Genomic DNA, 18,557 nt, shown 5'->3' on the forward strand with positions numbered 1-18,557 from the left:
CCATGCTGTTCTCTGCACGCTTATTGCTGATTGCGGCAATAGCATTCGCAGAATTCTACATACCATTTGTTGAACTCAGCAAAATAGCCCTCTCATTTGTTGTTTTCAACGTAGTTTTCAGGGGGTAGGTTTTGGCAAATTCTGCGTTTTTTGTCGTTTTTTGCTTAGGGAACCCTGCATTGCCCCAAACGGACATCTACAGATGCACTTCTATGTACTAATTCGGGAAAAGAGAAAAGAGGGACAGTGTTGAGTGAGCGAATATTTTTTAAAATCGTACCTGCATATTTTTTTGTTCTTAAAAAGTCTCTTGTATTTAAGTTTTTTGTAAATTTGCACCCTTAAAATGGAGAAGGTAGCTTTTGACGTACCAAATGCCTATCAAGAGTATCTTCAATCGTAAATTGTAAATTGTCAAATAGTAAATATCAAGATGGGTAAGAAGTTTGCCGAATATTCGAAGCTCGACCTTTCCGAAGTGAACGGAAAAGTGTTGAAGAAATGGGACGAAAACCAGGTTTTCGCCAAGAGTATGACAGAACGTGAAGGTTGTCCTTCTTTCGTATTTTTCGAAGGACCTCCCTCGGCCAATGGTATGCCGGGCATTCACCACGTAATGGCTCGCTCCATTAAGGACATTTTCTGCCGTTACAAAACGATGAAGGGGTTCCAAGTAAAGCGTAAGGCCGGATGGGATACTCATGGACTGCCCGTGGAACTGGGTGTGGAAAAGGCGCTCGGCATTACGAAAGAGGATATTGGCAAGAGCATTTCCGTGGCGGAATACAATGCCGCCTGCCGCAAGGACGTCATGAAGTTCACCAAAGAGTGGGAAGACCTGACTCACAAGATGGGCTATTGGGTGGACATGAAGAGCCCCTACATCACTTACGACAACCGCTACATCGAAACCCTGTGGTGGCTGTTGAAGCAACTCTACAAGAAAGGACTGCTTTATAAAGGATATACCATACAGCCGTATTCTCCCGCTGCCGGTACGGGACTCAGCTCGCACGAGCTGAACCAGCCCGGATGCTACCGCGACGTGAAAGACACGACCGTGGTGGGGCAGTTCAAGATAAAGAACCCGAAGCCGGAAATGGCAGAGTGGGGGACTCCCTACTTCCTGGCATGGACTACCACTCCGTGGACATTGCCCAGCAATACCGCGCTCTGTGTAGGGCCTAAGATAGACTACGTTGCTGTGCAGACCTACAACGGCTATAGCGGCGAGAAAATGACCGTCGTCCTGGCAAAGGCGCTGCTCTATACCCACTTCAACAAAAAAGCGGAAGGCATTGCATTAGAGGACTATAAGCCGGGTGATAAGCTGATACCGTTCAAGGTGGTGGGCGAATATAAAGGCCCGGACCTGATAGGCATGGAGTACGAACAGCTCATCCCGTGGGTGAAGCCGATAGACGTTGCCGAAGACGGTAGCTGGACTCCCAGCGACAAAGGTTTCCGTGTAATTTCTGGTGACTATGTGACGACTGAAGACGGTACGGGTATCGTACACATTGCCCCGACCTTTGGTGCGGACGATGCTTTTGTGGCACGCGCTGCAGGTATACCGTCCTTGTTCATGATAAACAAGAAGGGTGAGACCCGCCCGATGGTAGACCTCACCGGTAAGTTCTTCTTGATTGACGAACTGGACGAGGATTTCGTAAAGGCATGTGTCAACGTAGACCTCTATAAGGACTATCAGGGCAAGTGGGTGAAGAATGCCTACGACCCCCAATTCACTGTAGACGGCAAGTACGACGAACAAGCCGCACAAGCTGCCGAATCGCTGGATATTGAAATCTGCATGATGATGAAAGCCGCCCGCCAGGCATTCAAGATAGAAAAGCATGTACACAACTATCCGCACTGCTGGCGTACGGACAAACCCGTATTGTACTATCCGCTGGATAGCTGGTTCATCCGCAGCACCGCTTGCAAGGAACGTATGATAGAGTTGAACAAGACCATCAACTGGAAGCCGGAAAGCACCGGTACGGGACGTTTTGGCAAGTGGCTGGAAAACCTGAATGACTGGAACCTCAGCCGTTCGCGCTATTGGGGTACTCCGCTGCCCATCTGGCGCACGGAGGACAATAGCGAGGAAAAATGTATCGAGTCTGTAGAAGAGCTCTACAACGAAATAGAGAAATCCGTGGCTGCCGGCCTGATGCAGTCCAATCCTTACAAGGAGAAGGGCTTCCAGCCGGGTGTATATACCAAAGAGAATTACGACAAGATAGACTTGCACCGTCCTTACGTGGACGATGTCATCCTTGTTTCTAAAGACGGCAAGCCGATGAAACGCGAAACGGACTTGATTGACGTTTGGTTCGATTCCGGTGCCATGCCTTATGCACAGATACACTATCCGTTCGAGAATAAGGAACTGCTGGATAGCCACCAGGTATATCCTGCCGATTTCATCGCCGAAGGGGTGGACCAGACACGCGGTTGGTTCTTCACGTTGCACGCCATCGCTACAATGGTGTTCGACAGTATTTCTTATAAGGCTGTCATTTCCAACGGCTTGGTGCTCGACAAAAATGGTAACAAGATGTCCAAGCGTCTGGGCAATGCCGTAGACCCCTTCTCGACCATCGAGAAATACGGGTCCGACCCGTTGCGCTGGTACATGATCACCAACTCTTCTCCGTGGGACAATCTTAAGTTCGACGTGGATGGAGTGGAAGAGGTGCGCCGCAAGTTCTTCGGAACACTCTATAACACCTATTCATTCTTCGCCCTCTATGCCAATGTAGACGAATTTGACTACAAAGAAGCCGATGTGCCCATGGCAGAACGCCCTGAGATAGACCGTTGGATTCTCTCTGTACTGAATACGTTGGTGAAGAACGTGGATACCTGCTACAATGAATACGAGCCCACGAAAGCAGGACGTCTCATTTCCGAATTCGTGAACGACAACCTCTCCAACTGGTATGTCCGCCTGAACCGCAAACGTTTCTGGGGCGGTGGTATGACGCAGGACAAGCTCTCTGCATTCCAGACACTCTATACATGCCTCGAAACCGTGGCTAAGCTGATGGCACCCATCGCTCCGTTCTATGCTGATATGCTCTATTCCGACCTGATTGCAGCTACGGGACGCGACAATGTGGTTTCCGTACACCTTGCCAAGTTCCCCGAATATAAGGAGGAAATGATAGACAAGGAATTGGAAGTCCGCATGCAGATGGCACAAGACGTCACTTCCATGGTATTGGCATTGCGCCGCAAGGTGAACATCAAAGTCCGCCAACCGCTTCAGTGCATCATGATACCGGTAGTGGATGAAGAACAGCGTGCACACATCGAGGCTGTGAAAGCACTTATCATGAACGAGGTGAATGTAAAAGAAATCCAGTTTGTGGACGGTGCTGCCGGTGTACTGGTAAAGAAAGTGAAATGCGACTTCAAGAAGCTGGGACCGAAATTCGGTAAGCAGATGAAAGCCGTGGCTGCTGCTGTGGCGGAAATGTCCCAGGAAGCCATTGCCGAGCTGGAGAAGAAAGGCTCTTATACGTTCAATCTGGACGGTGCAGAAGCCGTGATTGAAACGGCAGATGTGGAAATCTTCAGTGAGGATATTCCGGGATGGCTGGTTGCCAACGAGGGCAAACTGACCGTGGCTCTGGAAGTTACCGTTACCGAAGAGTTGCGCCGTGAGGGTATTGCACGCGAGCTGGTAAACCGCATTCAGAATATCCGCAAGTCGAGCGGTTTTGAGATAACAGATAAAATAAAGATTACATTATCAAAAAATCCTCAAACAGATGATGCGGTAAATGAATATAATGACTATATTCGCAACCAAGTTTTAGGAACTTCACTGACGCTGGCAGACAACGTAGAAAATGGTACAGAACTGAACTTCGACGATTTCTCGCTGTACGTGAGCGTAGTGAAAGAATAATTAAATACTAACCCTGATTAACACGTAAAAGTTATGGCAGAAAAGACAAGATACTCAGATGCTGAATTGGAAGAATTCCGCGCTATCATTATGGAGAAGTTAGAGTTGGCACAACGTGACTATGAACTGTTAAAGGCCAGCCTGACGGGTGCAGACGGTAATGACACCGACGATACATCTCCTACGTACAAAGTACTGGAAGAAGGTGCCAACACCTTATCCAAGGAAGAAACCACACGTCTGGCCCAACGCCAGTTGAAGTTCATCCAAGGATTGCAGGCTGCTTTGGTGCGCATTGAGAACAAAACATATGGCATTTGCCGCGAAACCGGCAAACTGATACCGGCAGAGCGCCTTCGTGCAGTGCCCCATGCCACTTTGAGCATCGAAGCTAAAAACAACGGCAAGAAATAAAAATGGGTAAATTCTTTACGAAGGGCCGGATAGCCTGCCTTATCATATTTTCGGTATTGGTTATAGACCAAATTATCAAGATTTGGATAAAGACCCACATGTACTGGCATGAGAGTATCCGGATTACGGATTGGTTCTATATATACTTTACCGAGAATAGTGGTATGGCTTTCGGTATGGAAATATTCGCCAAACTGTTCCTGACCTTGTTCCGCATTGCTGCAGTCACGGTCATTGGCTGGTTTCTGTACAAGTTCGTGAAGCAAGGCATGAAGACCGGATTTATCATCTGTGTGTCTTTGGTCTTGACGGGAGCCTTGGGAAACATTGTCGACAGTGTGTTCTATGGCGTGCTGTTCAACGAAAGCACCCATTCGCAGATAGCCTCCTTCATGCCTGAAGGAGGGGGATATGCCCCGTGGTTCCATGGCAAGGTGGTGGATATGTTCTATTTCCCCATCATTGATACAAACTGGCCCGCATGGATGCCGTTTGTCGGTGGAGAACATTTCATTTTCTTCAGCCCGATATTCAATTTTGCGGATGCAGCAATCAGTTGCGGTATCATTGCTTTGCTGTTGTTCTACGGCAAGGACTTCAATGATGCCTATCATGCTGCCATAAAGAAATCATGAAAGGAATAAATCGAATTCAATGGTGTAGCGTAGTCCTTCTGGTGTTCAGTCTGACGGCTTGTAAGGTGAAAAGACCTGAGACCGTCCTTCCGGATGCCAAGATGGAAAACGTGCTTTATGATTATCACATAGCCAAAGCTATGGGTGAAGAAGTGCCGTATAACGAAAGTTATAAGCGGGTGCTATACATTGAGTCGGTTTTCAAGAAATATGGCATTACTCAGGCCGATTTTGACTCTTCTATGGTCTGGTTTGCCCGTAACCCGGAAGTACTTACCAAAATCTACGAGAAAGTGAATGTACGGTTGAAAGCCGAGAGAGACGGTATCAACCACTTGATTGCCCTGCGTGACAACAAGCCGAAAGAATCACTTCCCGGAGACAGTATCGACGTGTGGATATGGCAGCATATCTATCAGTTGACGGGTATGCCCCTGGACAACAAGATAACGTTTACGTTGCCATCAGACACCAATTTCCACGACCGTGACACGCTGCGCTGGAGCGTGCGCTTCCGTTTCCACAACGGTGCACCGGACAGCATACATGCTCCGTTGATGGCGATGCAGGTTCTTTACGAAAAGAATGACAGTGTCATCAGTGCCATTCGGAAAGTACAAGACACAGGTGTGGAAACGCTCACCTTGTTTGCCGATACTTTAGGAGAAATCAAGGAAATACGCGGGTTCATCTATTATCCGCAGCAGGAGACTCCACAGCCTTTGCTGGCAGACCGTATCTCACTGATGCGCTATCACGCCACGGACAGCTTGGTCATTGCCCCAAAGGACAGCCTTCAGCAAGCGACAGACTCCCTTCGCAAAGACAGTATCGGAAAACCTGAGAAATTGAAACCTCTGGAAATTCAGGAGCAGGAAAATACCACGACTCCCAGAACCATACGTCCCCGTCCGAAAGCATGAAACGCTACGCTTCCCATTTTCTGTTTCTTCCCGGGCATGGCTATCTGAAACAATATGTGGTGGAGATAGGTGAAGGACAATGGGTATCACGTATCTTCCCATTGACAGAAGAGGTGGAGAATACGGAATGGCTACCGGGAGTCATAGCTTTGCTTACGGAGGTGGAAACAGACTATCCTCATTTTGATACGTGCTGCAATATACTGACGGCAATCCCTCCGGTTATCGAGGAAGAATTGCCTTATTTGATTCCCTGGTTGTTTTTTCCTTTTGATTTTACTACAATGCAGCCTGGCGCCGGAACTCAGCGCAAACTACTGCTGTGGCAATAGCCACGTTCAATGACTCCGAGGTCTCACGGCTGGCGGGATAATTCGGTATGTATAGTTTGCGGTTGATGAGTGCCTCCACTTCTTTTCCGATGCCATTTCCTTCATTACCCATCACAATCAGCCCATTTTTCGAAAGCGGTTGTCCGTACATATTCTCTCCGTCCAGGAAAGTGCCGTAAACGGGAATATCCTTCAGTGAGCGGATGAACTCGGGTAGGGGAGTATAATGCAGTCTGACGCGTGCGATACCTCCCATCGTGGCCTGCACAGTTTTGGGATTATAGATATCCACCGTGTTGGGCGAACAGAAAATATGCTCTATCCCAAACCAATCAGCAAGGCGGACAATCGTTCCCAGGTTACCGGGGTCTTGCACATCATCCAAAGCCAGACAGAGGGAGTGACTGATGACGGAAATATCCGTCTCCTCATCCGGCTGCCGGAACACAGCCAGCACTTGTTGGGGAGTTTTCAGCAGGCTGGCACGCGAAAGTTCCTCCTCCGATACTTCCGTGGCATCCGTTACGGTGGAGAGAGGGCGGTTCCGGGAAAGCCATTCTGAAGTTGCCAGCAAGAACTGACAAGGAAAATGTCCCAACAAATCCCCTACGAGTTTAGGTCCTTCTGCCAGAAATACCTTGTCGGCCTTCCGGTTCTTTTTCTGCTCCAACGAGTGGATATATTTAATGCGATTTTTACTTAATGCCATAGGACACACATGTTATCATTTGACAAAAATACGTGATTATTTCAATATAATCAAAAACTCTGCACTCTTCCGGCGTTTTTTATTTCGGGAACAAAAAAATACAAGTATATTTGTAGCTGTTTATGCGCAATTAATGACTCGGTATGAATAAAGGTTTCCGCTACGCGATACTTACTACTATCGTACTTTTGTTGGCTTCCTGTTCTTCTACCAAATATGTGCCGGACGGCTCGTATTTGCTGGATGAAGTGCGCATACATACTGATAATAAGGAAGTAAAACCATCCAATCTCTCCATGTACATCCGCCAGAATCCCAATGCGAAGTGGTTCAGCCTGATAAAGACCCAGTTGTATGTCTACAACTGGTCCGGACGGGACTCTACACGCTGGATAAACCGTACATTGAGGAAATTAGGTGATGCCCCGGTCATATACAGTGAGGAGGAAACCAACCGGACCAGGGAAGAAATCACTAAGGCTGTGCAGAATATGGGCTATATGGGCGCCCTGGTGGAACCGGTACGCCAAGTCAAGAAGAAAAAGATGAAGTTGGTCTATAAGGTGACAACCGGCAAGCCCTATAAAGTTCGTACCTTGAAATATGATATCCAGGACAGTAAAATAAAGGAATACATGCGGCAGGATTCCGCAGTAACCTTATTATCCGAAGGCATGTATTTTGATGTCAATGTACTGGATGCAGAACGCCAGCGCATCACAAACAAACTGCTTCAGAATGGATATTACAAGTTCAATAAAGAGTACATATCCTATACTGCGGATACTGTCCGTAATTCTTATCTGGTAGATTTGACACTGCATTTGGCTCCATACAGACAGCATAACGAGGATACGCCGCAGAATCACCGGCAATACACTATCAATAAAGTGAGTTTCATTACCGATTATAATGTGTTGCAGGCATCCACCCAGAACAGCATCGAGGTGAATGATTCATTGCATTACAAAGGCTTTCCCATCTACTACAAAGACAAGCTTTATCTGCGCCCCAAAGTGCTGACCAACAATCTGCGCATCACTCCGGGAACTCTCTATAACGAGCAGAACGTGCAGCGTACCTACTCCAACTACGGACGCCTGCAAGCCCTGAAATATACCAATATCCGTTTTTTTGAAGTGCAACAGAGTGACAGTGCAAAGCTCAACGCCTATGTGATGCTGACCAGAGGCAAGCATCAGTCCGTATCTTTTGAGGTGGAAGGCACAAACTCTGCCGGCGATTTGGGAGCTGCCGCTTCGGTGGCTTTTCAGCACCGCAACATGTTCAAAGGTTCCGAAACATTCATGTTCAAGCTACGTGGGGCATACGAGGCTGTGTCCGGTTTGCAGAGCTCCTTGAATCAAGACTACATAGAATTAGGTGCGGAAGCAACCATCAACTTCCCACGGTTTATGTTTCCCTTTGTATCCAGCGATTTCAAGCGGAGGATAAGGGCTACTACAGAATTCGGATTGCAATATAACTACCAGATGAGACCCGAATTCACGCGCATTGTAGCATCTGCCGGATGGAGCTACAAATGGGGGGTACAACAACAGCGTTCGCAGCATCGCATTGATTTGCTGGACATCAACTATCTGTATATGCCCAGCATAGACCAGACATTCAAAGAGGATTATCTGGAGAAAGACGAGAACTACATCCTCAAATACAATTATGAAGACCGCTTTATTGTCCGCACCGGCTATAGCTATATCTACAACAGTGCCGGAAGAGCATTGATGAATAACTCCGGTATCGGAAATTCCTATACCATCCGCCTCAATTTTGAATCGGCGGGTAACTTGTTGTATGCTGTGGCAAAGCTCGGAGGAATGAAGAAGAATGCATCGGGGGAATACACTTTGTTGAACATTCCTTTTGCCCAATACCTGAAAGGCGATTTTGACTTTGCCAAGAATCTGGTCATTGACAACCGCAATTCATTGGCATTTCATTTTGGTGCCGGTATCGCCATTCCATACGGCAATGCAACAATGCTTCCATTTGAGAAACGCTACTTCTCCGGCGGCGCCAACAGTGTGCGCGGATGGTCTGTACGTGATTTGGGGCCCGGTTCTTTCCCCGGCGATAATAACTTCATGAACCAGTCGGGAGACATCAAGCTGGATGCCAGCATTGAATACCGCACACGGTTGTTCTGGAAATTCAGAGGAGCCCTCTTTGTAGATGCCGGGAATATCTGGACAATACGGGATTATAAAGACCAGCCGGGAGGTCAGTTTGAATTTGACAAGTTCTATAAACAGATTGCCGTGGCATATGGTTTAGGATTGCGTCTTGACTTGGATTTCTTTGTATTGCGTTTCGACGGGGGTATGAAGGCCGTCAATCCGGCGTATGAGAAGAAAAAAGACCGTTATCCCATTATCCATCCTAAATTCAGCCGCGATTTTGCCTTCCACTTTGCTGTGGGATATCCGTTCTAATGGGAAGTGGAAAGGTGAAAATGGTTATTGGGCATCTATGCACCCAGCCATTTTCAACTTTCACCTTTCCATTTTCAACTTTTAATTAAAAGCGTAATAGCTGTCAATCATCGTCGCCTGACGTGCTGCTGCCACACCTTGGGCATCCAGCGTCACTGTCATTTCCTCACCGTTCGGAAGGGTCATTTGTGCAGTGCCGTCATTGTTCATTTGCAGCAATTCTGTGCTGACACCATCGGCAACAACATTCCAAGTATTCAACTCTTTGTTGTAAATGAGTTCCATAGAAGCAGTCTCACCTTCTTTGGTGATAGAATAGCCGTTTTCAAGTGTCTCTACCAGGTAGTCACCGTTTTCGCCTTTCACTTTCTTTACATCACCAATGCTGGCCATAGGGTTTGAACCACTCCAGAATTCGATGGAGTTGATGACCAATGCATCGGCCAGATAGCAAACGCCATATACCGGGATAATATTGAATGCCAGATAAACCAGTTCGTTTACAAACTTGGTACCAATACCTTGATTCCAGCTGACCAGTTTACTATGCAGTCCAAAAGAACCGATACAAGAACTGAAAAGAAACGAGCCGCAAATCATTACGGTCGCAGCCATCTTCAAATTGAACTTTTTCATAATCACTCTTTTTTATTTTACTGTGTTTAATTAGCTTTATAGCTCATCGAGTTATTTTAAGCATCCGCAAATATAGGATTTTTTACGAAAATACATCCTATTTGAGCTTAAAATCTGTTTTCAGTAAAACGGAAGTGTCTATTTACGAGCCTTTTGGAAAAGAGCTTTTCTTATCCAGCGGTCAACGGCAAACTTGCCCGGACCTATGATATACATCAATATGAACACTACCAGATATACAAAAGCCAACTCTTTCGTGGCAAACGGGTCATTACCATGAATTACAAAAAAGGCAACAGCCATTGTAAACACCATTGGTATCATAGCCAAACGATAGAGAAAACCTATAATGAATGCCATGGAACATGCCAATTCACCAAAGATAGCCAGTCCTAAAGACAGCGGACTGCCTACACCCAGCGGGTCAGGGAAAACGGCCGACAGCTCTTGAAAGTTAGTCCACTTCTGGATACCGTGGTTCATTAATAATATACCGAATACAATTCTTGCAATCAATAGCATAGCAGATGTTGCCGTTCCGTCCGGTTTGGCGGGAAATAAAAGTTGTTTTAACATATTCATTTGTTTTTAAGTTCGTATATGAACTATAACAAATATTACTCAATAAAAGTTTACTCCCGCTTCAAGGGTTTGATGATAATCCGTAAAGACGGGTCATAGGTAAAGTAACTCCACATCCAGTCTACGAAGATGAAAAGACGGTTTTTTACACCCACAATACTCATCAAATGGATGAATAGCCACACAGCCCATGCCGGAAAACCGCCAAAACGCAGTTTCTTAAGCTCGACTACGGCATGATTGCGGCCAATGGTCGCCATGGAGCCTTTGTTTTGATATATAAACGGCTGCAACGGCAGGCCTGTTTCTGCACGCTGCAAGTTCCTTATCAAGTTGCGGGCCTGCTGGATGGCTGGTTGCACCACTTGCGGGTGTCCTTTGGGATACTCCTCAGAAATCATAAGGGCCGTATCCCCGATAGCGAAAATATTGGGATATTGAGAAAGACGGTTATAAGTGTCCACCTTCAAGCGGTTTCCCGGTCCATAGGCATCGGCAGGCAATCCTTGAAGGCTGTTTGCCTTGACACCGGCCACCCAGAATACATTTTTGGTATCGATGGCAGTCCCGTCATTCAATGCCAATTGATAATTCTCGTATCCCATCACCCGTTGGTTCAATTTGATTTCCACATCACGCTTCTTCAGATAATCGGCCACTTCTTTGGAAGACTCTTCTGAAAAAGCAGACAAGAGCCGGGAAGAGCCATCCAACAAGATGATACGCATCTCATTGATATTCAAGTCCGGATAGTCTTGAGGAAGGACAAACTTCCTCATCTCGGCCAAAGCACCAGCCAACTCTATTCCCGTAGCTCCACCGCCTACAATGGCAAAGGTCATCAGACGCCTGCGCTCTTCTTTATTACCGGTGTTCTGGGCTTGTTCAAAACTATCCAATATCTGGTTTCGGTTGAACAAGGCTTCCGAAGTATTCTTTAGTGCCATGGTCTGTTTCTCCAGCCCGTCGTTTCCAAAATAATTTGTGTTGCAGCCGGTGGCAATGACCAAATAGTCGTATGCCAGCGTGCCGATGGAAGTCTCCAGCAGATTGTGTTCCGGGAAGACTTGCTGTGCTTCACAAATACGTATATGGAAATGCTCTCTTTTTTTGAAGATTTTTCGGTATGGGAATGATATGGCACTCGGTTCAATACCTGCTGTGGCCACTTGATAGAGTAACGGTTGGAAGATGTGATGGTTATTCTTATCCAGTAAAACTATCTGAAACTTGTTGCTTTTCAATTTTCGTGCCAGCTTTAATCCGCCAAAGCCGCCGCCTACGATTACCAGTCGTTTCTGTCCCTCTTTATCGGGAATGTCCATTGCTGTTTTCATAATTCAATATCATGTTGTTCTTTGTAATATTAAAATAACAGTATAAATCGAGGAAAGTTCTATAAATGATGTAGTTAAAAAGAGTGAACCCCACATGCAATGTAGAAATGAACATTAAAAGAGAAAAATTGGAAACAAAAAGAACAGTAACATTGTTGTAATGAAGAACATAAAAACTAACTTTGCCACGGAAGTTTTCTACAAGTAATGGACACTAAATTGACAAAATGGATATTACCAATATTGATGCTGATTACAGAAACGGCTGTTCATGCACAAACACACCTTGCAGAAGCAAAAAACTCTGTGGACTCAATTTCTACGTATCCGATAGACTCGCTTCCCAAGAAACGCAGTTTTTTCGGAAAAATTTTGAATTACTTCAACGATGCCAACAAAGAAAAGAAAAACAAGAAATTTGATTTCAGCATTATAGGCGGGCCTCATTATTCCAGTGACACCAAATTTGGAATCGGACTGGTGGCGGCAGGACTCTACCGTACCGACCGGAACGATAGTATTCTCCCTCCGTCCAATGTCTCTCTGTATGGGGATGTCTCCACAGTGGGATTCTATTTGCTGGGAGTACGTGGAAACCATCTGTTTCCCCAAGACAAATACCGGTTGAACTACAATCTGTATTTCTATTCTTTCCCAAGCCTTTACTGGGGACAAGGATATGACAATGGAGCCAATGATGACAATGAGAGTGAATACGATCGCTTTCAGGCGCAGGTTAAGGTGGACTTCATGTTCCGGATGGCACGTAACTTTTATATCGGTCCGATGACAACATTTGATTACGTGTATGGACATGACTTTGAAAAACCGGAATTATGGAAAGGAATGAAAGCGCGTAGCACCAACGTGAGCTTGGGGTTTTCCTTGTTGTATGATTCACGCGATTTTCTGACAAATGCCTATAAAGGATATTACCTACGGATAGACCAGCGCTTCAGTCCGGCCTTTTTGGGAAATAAATATGCATTCAGCAATACGGAACTGACGACCAGCTATTACCAGTCCGTGTGGAAGGGTGGGGTGTTGGCAGGCCAGTTCCATACTCTGCTGAACTACGGAAATCCGCCCTGGGGACTGATGGCAACATTGGGAAGTTCCTATTCTATGCGTGGCTATTATGAGGGGCGCTACCGTGACAAGTGTGCAATGGATGTCCAGCTGGAACTACGCCAACATGTATGGAAGCGAAATGGAGTTGCCGTATGGGTAGGGGCGGGAACCATATTCCCGAATTTCTCGGAATTGGAGGCCAGGCATATTCTTCCTAATTATGGTTTCGGCTACCGCTGGGAGTTCAAAAAGAGAGTAAACGTACGTTTGGATTTAGGTTTTGGCAAACACCAGACCGGATTTATATTCAATATCAATGAAGCTTTTTAGAGACATAAAAAAATGGTTCGACAATCAGGAACATTTGTTCTATCTGTTTCTGGTCATTCTGATAGTGCCCAATGTAGTGCTATGCTTTACAGAACCCATATCATGGACGGCAAAGATATGTAATATCCTGCTACCCCTTTCTATATATTATGCTGTAATGGCTTGGTCGAGAAACTGTGGCAGGACATTCTGGCTGCTATTTCCGTTCATCTTCTTCGGAGCCTTCCAGCTTGTATTGCTGTATCTTTTCGGTCAGTCCATTATCGCAGTGGATATGTTTCTGAATCTGGTGACAACCAATTCGAGCGAGGCGCTGGAACTGCTGGACAATCTGATACCTGCCATCGTTATTGTGGTAGTGCTCTATATACCTGCATTAATTCTGGCAACCATATCCATTGTACACAAACGCAGACTGTCCGAAGCATTCATCCGGCAAGCTCGCCGTCGCACTCTGTATGTGTTGTCTGCCGGAATATTATCCTTAGGCACTGCTTATTTGACAGATGACCGGTATGAGCCGAAATCCGAACTGTATCCTGCCAACGTATGCTACAACATAGCACTTGCTTTTCAACGGACGGCCCAGACGCGGAATTATCGCAAGACCTCTAAAGATTTTACCTTTCATGCTAGAAGTACTCATCAGGCTGATGAAAGGGAAGTATATGTAATGGTGGTGGGAGAAACCTCACGGGCATGCAACTGGGCCTTGTACGGCTACGAACGGGAGACTAACCCGGGACTGTCGGGCATTGGCGGACTGACAGCTTTCAGCCATGTGCTGACAGAATCAAACACCACCCACAAGAGTGTTCCGATGTTGCTGTCGCCGGTCAGTGCTTCCAGTTTTGATTCCATCTATTATCAAAAAGGGATTATCACAGCATTCAAGGAAGCCGGTTACCAGACCGCCTTTTTCTCGAACCAGCGCTATAACCACTCATTTATAGACTTCTTCGGCAAAGAAGCCGACACGTATGATTTCATTAAAGAAGATGTGGGGGATTCCAATTACAACCCCTCTGATGACGAACTGTTGAAACTGGTAGCAAAAGAACTGGGCAAAGGAGTTTCCAGGGTTTCCAGGCAATTTATAGTTCTCCACACTTACGGTTCTCATTTTAATTATAAAGAGCGCTATCCGGCAGAGCAGGCTTTCTTCCTGCCGGACATGCCCGTTGATGCGGAAGTGAAATACAAAGACAACCTGATCAATGCCTATGACAATTCTATCCGCTACACGGATAATTTTCTGGTTCGTCTGATAGATATGCTTCAAGAACAACATGTCAATTCTGCCCTGATATACACTTCAGACCATGGAGAAGATATTTTCGATGACAACCGGCATCTCTTTCTGCATGCTTCACCGGTACCTTCCTATTATCAGATACATGTGCCATTCTTTATTTGGATGTCCGAAAACTACCGGCAGAGATACCCATCGTTATTGGAGGCCGCACAAGCCAATAGGCAGAAGAATGTATCTTCCAGTGCCTCATTCTTCCAGACAATGCTGGAAATAGGTGGAGTGGAGACCCCATACCGGAATGACTCTTTATCTGTCACCAGCGCTCTGTTTATCGAAAGACCCAGAGTCTATCTGAACGACCACAATGAAGCCCGCACACTGGATGATGTCGGTATGCTCAAGGAAGACTTCAAGATGCTGGAAGAGAAAGGCATCAGGTAATCAGGGAAAGAGAGCAGGCTGTTGCTATTTTGCCCTGATTCTTGATATAAAATTCTGAATCACCGGATACATCTCCTCTACCGTATTCAGCTCCATGCAAGCCGTCTCCAACGGGCACCAGCCGGTCTTGTCACGGTTAATGATATGGGGAACCTCTTGGGCAAAAGTCGTTTCAATTCCTGCTTCGCACAGCAATGCCAGCGCAGGAGTGCTGATTATATCGGCATAGACCGTTTTAAAGCCTCCCAGTACCATCAAAGCAGCGGCACCTTTCCCTATAACCTTATCGGCAATGGCAGCCCCCTTCATAAATGCAGAATCTGCCTGGTACAAATCATACAAATCCGCTACTCCCCGTTGGGTGAAAGTACGGACTTCCTCCCGGTTCTTCATAACACAAGAGTATCCTCCCTTGTGCAGTATGTCAATGATACTCTCCATTTTATAAAGTCTCTTGTTTCAACTGTTCTACAAATTTGTCAATACGATGCAGTTCTTTGGGAATATCAATCGTTTGCGGGCAATGCGGAGAACACTGGTTGCACCCGGTACAATGGTCGGCCTGCCTCAGTTTGGGTACACTTCGGTCATATCCTACGAGAAAAGCACGACGTGCTTTCCGATAATTCTCATCCTGGCTGCTTTCCGGCACATTTCCTTCATTGACACATTTATTGTAATGTATCAAGATGGCAGGAATGTCAATTCCATACGGGCAAGGCATGCAGTACTTGCAGTCGTTGCAAGGTATGGTGGGGTACTCCATCATCAAATCTGCCGTATCATACAGATACTGAGTTTCTTCTTCTGTGAGTGGTACCAATGGAGAGTAAGTACGGATGTTATCCTGCAAATGTTCCATATAAGTCATGCCGCTCAGCACTGTCAGTACATCCTGGGGAGAACCGGCATAACGGAATGCCCAAGACGCCACACTGCGTTCGGGTTCGCGCTGCTTCAGCCGTGCCACAATATGGTCGGGGACATTGGAGAGCCGCCCACCCAGCAGAGGCTCCATAATGACAGCAGGGATCTTACGCTTGGCCAGCTCGTCATACAGATACTCTGCCTTGAAGTTGCTGCCCGAAGCATGTTTCCAGTCCACATAATTCAACTGTATTTGTACAAAGTCCCAATGAACTTCACCACGGTCATGCATCTGCAAGGCATAGTCATAGACTTCGATATCTCCGTGGAACGACCATCCCAAACGGCGGATGCGTCCTGCTTCACGCTCCTTGACAAGAAAATCAATCATACCGTTGTCTATGTAGCGTTTGCGGAATTGCTCCATGCCACCGCCACCAATCATGTGTAGCAGATAGTAGTCTATATAGTCCACCTGCATATCCTCGAACGACTTACGGTACATGGCGATGGAACCCTCGCGAGTCCAGGTATCAGGATGAAAATTGGATAGTTTGGTGGCAAGATAGAACGATTCGCGTGGATGGCGTTTCAGAGCTATTCCCGTAGACTTCTCACTCCATCCTTGTACATACATCGGAGACGTATCGAAATAATTCACGCCATGGGCAATGGCATAATCCACCAGTTCGTTTACAGCATCCTGGTCTATCATTTCCCCTTTTCCATCCGGAGCAGGAACGGTAGGCCAGCGCATACAGCCATATCCTAAAATAGAAACTTTGTCACTCCCCAAACCAGGAAAACTACGATAGGTCATTTTATCCGTCGGAATGGGGCCCAATACTTTACTGCCTTCACTGCTTCCTTCCTTAGAACCACATCCATAGAGGGCAGCAGTAGATGTGGCGGTTGTAATTCCCACTATCTTCAAGAAATCACGACGGTTCATATTGTTTTTATGATGTTCTTCCATACTTATAGAAATTCTACTTTGTTATATAATTCGATGTCTTTCATGTCCTTCCACATAGATGGCACTGAACGGACGGGCCGGACAAAGATTCTCACATGCCCCGCAGCCGATACAACGCTCCACATTGATTACCGGAATCTTTGGAGAATCCTTGTCTTCAGGTATACTCGGCACCATTTGTATGGCTCCCGTCGGACAATGGCGTGCACAGTTGCCACACTGCACACCATCCGTCAGTGGTATGCAATTTTTCTTTACCCACACGGCATGCCCTATCTGAACGGATGATTTATCAGCTTTGGTTATCGGACGGATAGCCCCTGCAGGACATACCTCCGAACATTTTGTACATTCCGGTCTACAATAGCCGCGTTCGTATGACATTTCCGGTTGCATCAATTTCCTTAAGTCTGCAGAAGGACGAAGAACCTGATTGGGACATGCCGACACACAGAGCTGGCAGGCCGTGCAGTGTTGCGCCATATTGCGGGCACTCAATGAGCCGGGAGGAGTGAGGGGAGTGCTTCGCTTAGGAATCTTCTTATCTTCAATGGCTGCCAGTCCTCCGTCTACTTTCTTTTCCTGCGCTTTTAAAACAGAAGTGGCTGCAACCAGAGCCGTTGCTGTGAAAAAACTGCGGCGGGTTTCGTTTATCTGTTCCGAATCTGCCTTGCCCGCAGCAGGTTTACCGAAAGGATGATACTTGTAGGAAATGGCTCCATGCTTGCACTTCTCAATGCAGTTCATGCAAACCACACACCGGCTTGCATCAATCTGATGCTCCTTAAAGTTGATGCAGGCTGCCTTGCAGTTGCGTGAACAAAGACTGCATTGGTTGCACTTTTCCGAATCTATTGTGATGCGGAAAAGCGAATAACGTGAAAGGAAGCCCAAGACCGTTCCTACCGGGCAAATCGTATTACAATAGGTTCGTCCGTTGCGTCCGGCCAGAACAACAAGCACAGCCAAAGTAGCGGCAGCAATAATAAAAGTCGGCAGGCTCTTCAACCATACATCCGTTTCATAAAAGGCATAACTGTCTGCCCGTTCAGCCAGATAAGCAAGCAGATTGTTGCCCCATTGCCATATAGGTTGAAAAAGATTATTGGCAATACGTCCGTATGCACTATAGGGTGCAAGTAGAGCAGCCAATGAACCAATTCCGGCAATCAAAGCAATGATAAACACATCCAATACGCCATAGCGCAGCCAAGATAAGGCCGGAGAATAAGAGTAAGGAAGCTTCCTGCGTTTTTTAGGTTGCCGGCCCAGCCATGCCAGTATATCCTGAAATACCCCTAAGGGACAAATCACAGAACAATAGATACGCCCGCATACCAAAGTGAGAATTACAAGAAACAATATCACTCCCACATTTAGCGCCAATACAGCCGGCAAAAACTGGATTTTGGCCAACCAGCCGAACCACCCATGCAACGTTCCCGTAAAATCAAGGAACAACAAGGTGATGAGTACAAAGCAAATCATTGCAAAAGTCAGTCTAATCTTCCGTAACATGATAATCCTTTATTTTGAGTTCCTAAACTATATCAGCGATATGAGTACAAAACAACTGCCGAAATAGTGAAATTTTATTTATGCAAAAATACATAAAAAAAGAAAGGTATCATCATTCAATGGAATTAAAAACGAAAGAAAGAAGGACAAATACAA

Annotated in this window: 15 protein-coding genes; 8 read left to right on the forward strand and 7 right to left on the reverse strand. The window is 46.3% G+C overall.

Features of this window, described 5'->3' with window-relative positions:
* The first annotated feature begins 433 nt into the window (after window positions 1-433).
* The 5 genes from ileS to DWZ67_RS04835 are packed head-to-tail and all read left to right on the forward strand — an operon-like array spanning window position 434 to window position 6,226.
* A complete protein-coding gene (ileS, locus tag DWZ67_RS04815; RefSeq protein WP_117962486.1) occupies window positions 434-3,922 on the forward strand; it encodes an isoleucine--tRNA ligase in 3,489 nt (1,162 codons plus the stop codon).
* A 33-nt stretch (window positions 3,923-3,955) separates the two neighbouring features.
* Entirely contained in the window at window positions 3,956-4,336 is a 381-nt protein-coding gene (locus DWZ67_RS04820) for a TraR/DksA family transcriptional regulator (protein WP_004290962.1), read from the forward strand.
* A 2-nt stretch (window positions 4,337-4,338) separates the two neighbouring features.
* Window positions 4,339-4,971, forward strand: coding sequence for a lipoprotein signal peptidase (locus DWZ67_RS04825; protein WP_005825525.1), 633 nt, complete (start codon window positions 4,339-4,341; stop codon window positions 4,969-4,971).
* On the forward strand, window positions 4,968-5,894 hold the full coding sequence (locus DWZ67_RS04830; RefSeq protein WP_016273746.1) for a DUF4296 domain-containing protein: 927 nt from the start codon (window positions 4,968-4,970) through the stop codon (window positions 5,892-5,894). The genes DWZ67_RS04825 and DWZ67_RS04830 overlap by 4 nt, the downstream gene beginning before the upstream one ends.
* Window positions 5,891-6,226 carry a hypothetical protein gene (locus DWZ67_RS04835; protein WP_016273747.1) on the forward strand — a complete coding sequence of 112 codons (336 nt, stop codon included), beginning with the start codon at window positions 5,891-5,893 and terminating at the stop codon, window positions 6,224-6,226. Before DWZ67_RS04830 ends, DWZ67_RS04835 begins: the two co-directional genes overlap by 4 nt.
* On the opposite strand, the gene DWZ67_RS04840 is transcribed toward DWZ67_RS04835, so the two are convergent.
* Window positions 6,174-6,935, reverse strand: coding sequence for an RNA methyltransferase (locus DWZ67_RS04840; protein WP_005837117.1), 762 nt, complete (start codon window positions 6,933-6,935; stop codon window positions 6,174-6,176). The two genes, DWZ67_RS04835 and DWZ67_RS04840, sit on opposite strands and share 53 nt — an antisense overlap.
* Window positions 6,936-7,078: 143 nt before the next feature.
* On the opposite strand from DWZ67_RS04840, the gene DWZ67_RS04845 reads away from it, so the two are divergent.
* Entirely contained in the window at window positions 7,079-9,388 is a 2,310-nt protein-coding gene (locus DWZ67_RS04845) for a BamA/TamA family outer membrane protein (protein WP_016273748.1), read from the forward strand.
* An 81-nt stretch (window positions 9,389-9,469) separates the two neighbouring features.
* Here the strand turns inward: DWZ67_RS04845 and DWZ67_RS04850 are convergent, their stop codons facing one another.
* The 3 genes from DWZ67_RS04850 to DWZ67_RS04860 all read right to left on the reverse strand — a co-directional run bounded on the left by DWZ67_RS04850 (window position 9,470) and on the right by DWZ67_RS04860 (window position 11,943).
* On the reverse strand, window positions 9,470-10,024 hold the full coding sequence (locus tag DWZ67_RS04850) for a DUF3332 domain-containing protein (protein WP_005825518.1): 555 nt from the start codon (window positions 10,022-10,024) through the stop codon (window positions 9,470-9,472).
* 138 nt (window positions 10,025-10,162) lie between these two features.
* Complete coding sequence (locus DWZ67_RS04855; RefSeq protein WP_009038432.1) at window positions 10,163-10,600, reverse strand: DoxX family protein; 438 nt, start codon at window positions 10,598-10,600, stop codon at window positions 10,163-10,165.
* A 56-nt stretch (window positions 10,601-10,656) separates the two neighbouring features.
* Entirely contained in the window at window positions 10,657-11,943 is a 1,287-nt protein-coding gene (locus DWZ67_RS04860) for an NAD(P)/FAD-dependent oxidoreductase (protein ID WP_008664590.1), read from the reverse strand.
* A 207-nt stretch (window positions 11,944-12,150) separates the two neighbouring features.
* Here DWZ67_RS04860 and DWZ67_RS04865 point away from each other — a divergent pair, with 207 nt between their 5' ends.
* Together DWZ67_RS04865 and DWZ67_RS04870 are read left to right on the forward strand one after the other, a co-directional pair.
* Window positions 12,151-13,344 (forward strand): BamA/TamA family outer membrane protein, encoded by a 1,194-nt coding sequence (locus DWZ67_RS04865; RefSeq protein WP_117962492.1) that lies wholly within the window; start codon window positions 12,151-12,153, stop codon window positions 13,342-13,344.
* Window positions 13,331-15,040 carry a lipid A phosphoethanolamine transferase gene (locus DWZ67_RS04870; protein WP_120138251.1) on the forward strand — a complete coding sequence of 570 codons (1,710 nt, stop codon included), beginning with the start codon at window positions 13,331-13,333 and terminating at the stop codon, window positions 15,038-15,040. The genes DWZ67_RS04865 and DWZ67_RS04870 overlap by 14 nt, the downstream gene beginning before the upstream one ends.
* Before the next feature lie 24 nt (window positions 15,041-15,064).
* Here DWZ67_RS04870 and DWZ67_RS04875 read toward each other — a convergent pair whose 3' ends face one another.
* The 3 genes from DWZ67_RS04875 to DWZ67_RS04885 are packed head-to-tail and all read right to left on the reverse strand — an operon-like array spanning window position 15,065 to window position 18,401.
* Window positions 15,065-15,481, reverse strand: a complete 417-nt coding sequence (locus DWZ67_RS04875; RefSeq protein WP_005825513.1) for a DUF1893 domain-containing protein — start codon at window positions 15,479-15,481, stop codon at window positions 15,065-15,067.
* 1 nt (window position 15,482) lies between these two features.
* Complete coding sequence (locus DWZ67_RS04880) at window positions 15,483-16,883, reverse strand: aldo/keto reductase (RefSeq protein ID WP_009038429.1); 1,401 nt, start codon at window positions 16,881-16,883, stop codon at window positions 15,483-15,485.
* A gap of 21 nt (window positions 16,884-16,904) precedes the next feature.
* Window positions 16,905-18,401, reverse strand: coding sequence for a 4Fe-4S binding protein (locus tag DWZ67_RS04885; protein ID WP_120138253.1), 1,497 nt, complete (start codon window positions 18,399-18,401; stop codon window positions 16,905-16,907).
* Window positions 18,402-18,557: the final 156 nt, after the last annotated feature.

It is taken from the genome of Bacteroides sp. AF34-31BH (assembly GCF_003602795.1).
In the GTDB taxonomy this organism is placed as follows: domain Bacteria; phylum Bacteroidota; class Bacteroidia; order Bacteroidales; family Bacteroidaceae; genus Bacteroides; species Bacteroides uniformis.

Coding starts and splice junctions, on each gene's coding strand:
- DWZ67_RS04840 (WP_005837117.1), bottom strand. CDS start 6,935: ATGGCATTAAGTAAAAATCGCATTAAATATATCCACTCGTTGGAGCAG.
- DWZ67_RS04820 (WP_004290962.1), top strand. CDS start 3,956: ATGGCAGAAAAGACAAGATACTCAGATGCTGAATTGGAAGAATTCCGC.
- ileS (WP_117962486.1), top strand. CDS start 434: ATGGGTAAGAAGTTTGCCGAATATTCGAAGCTCGACCTTTCCGAAGTG.
- DWZ67_RS04880 (WP_009038429.1), bottom strand. CDS start 16,883: ATGGAAGAACATCATAAAAACAATATGAACCGTCGTGATTTCTTGAAG.
- DWZ67_RS04885 (WP_120138253.1), bottom strand. CDS start 18,401: ATGTTACGGAAGATTAGACTGACTTTTGCAATGATTTGCTTTGTACTC.
- DWZ67_RS04830 (WP_016273746.1), top strand. CDS start 4,968: ATGAAAGGAATAAATCGAATTCAATGGTGTAGCGTAGTCCTTCTGGTG.
- DWZ67_RS04860 (WP_008664590.1), bottom strand. CDS start 11,943: ATGAAAACAGCAATGGACATTCCCGATAAAGAGGGACAGAAACGACTG.
- DWZ67_RS04845 (WP_016273748.1), top strand. CDS start 7,079: ATGAATAAAGGTTTCCGCTACGCGATACTTACTACTATCGTACTTTTG.
- DWZ67_RS04865 (WP_117962492.1), top strand. CDS start 12,151: ATGGACACTAAATTGACAAAATGGATATTACCAATATTGATGCTGATT.
- DWZ67_RS04835 (WP_016273747.1), top strand. CDS start 5,891: ATGAAACGCTACGCTTCCCATTTTCTGTTTCTTCCCGGGCATGGCTAT.
- DWZ67_RS04825 (WP_005825525.1), top strand. CDS start 4,339: ATGGGTAAATTCTTTACGAAGGGCCGGATAGCCTGCCTTATCATATTT.
- DWZ67_RS04855 (WP_009038432.1), bottom strand. CDS start 10,600: ATGTTAAAACAACTTTTATTTCCCGCCAAACCGGACGGAACGGCAACA.
- DWZ67_RS04875 (WP_005825513.1), bottom strand. CDS start 15,481: ATGGAGAGTATCATTGACATACTGCACAAGGGAGGATACTCTTGTGTT.
- DWZ67_RS04870 (WP_120138251.1), top strand. CDS start 13,331: ATGAAGCTTTTTAGAGACATAAAAAAATGGTTCGACAATCAGGAACAT.
- DWZ67_RS04850 (WP_005825518.1), bottom strand. CDS start 10,024: ATGAAAAAGTTCAATTTGAAGATGGCTGCGACCGTAATGATTTGCGGC.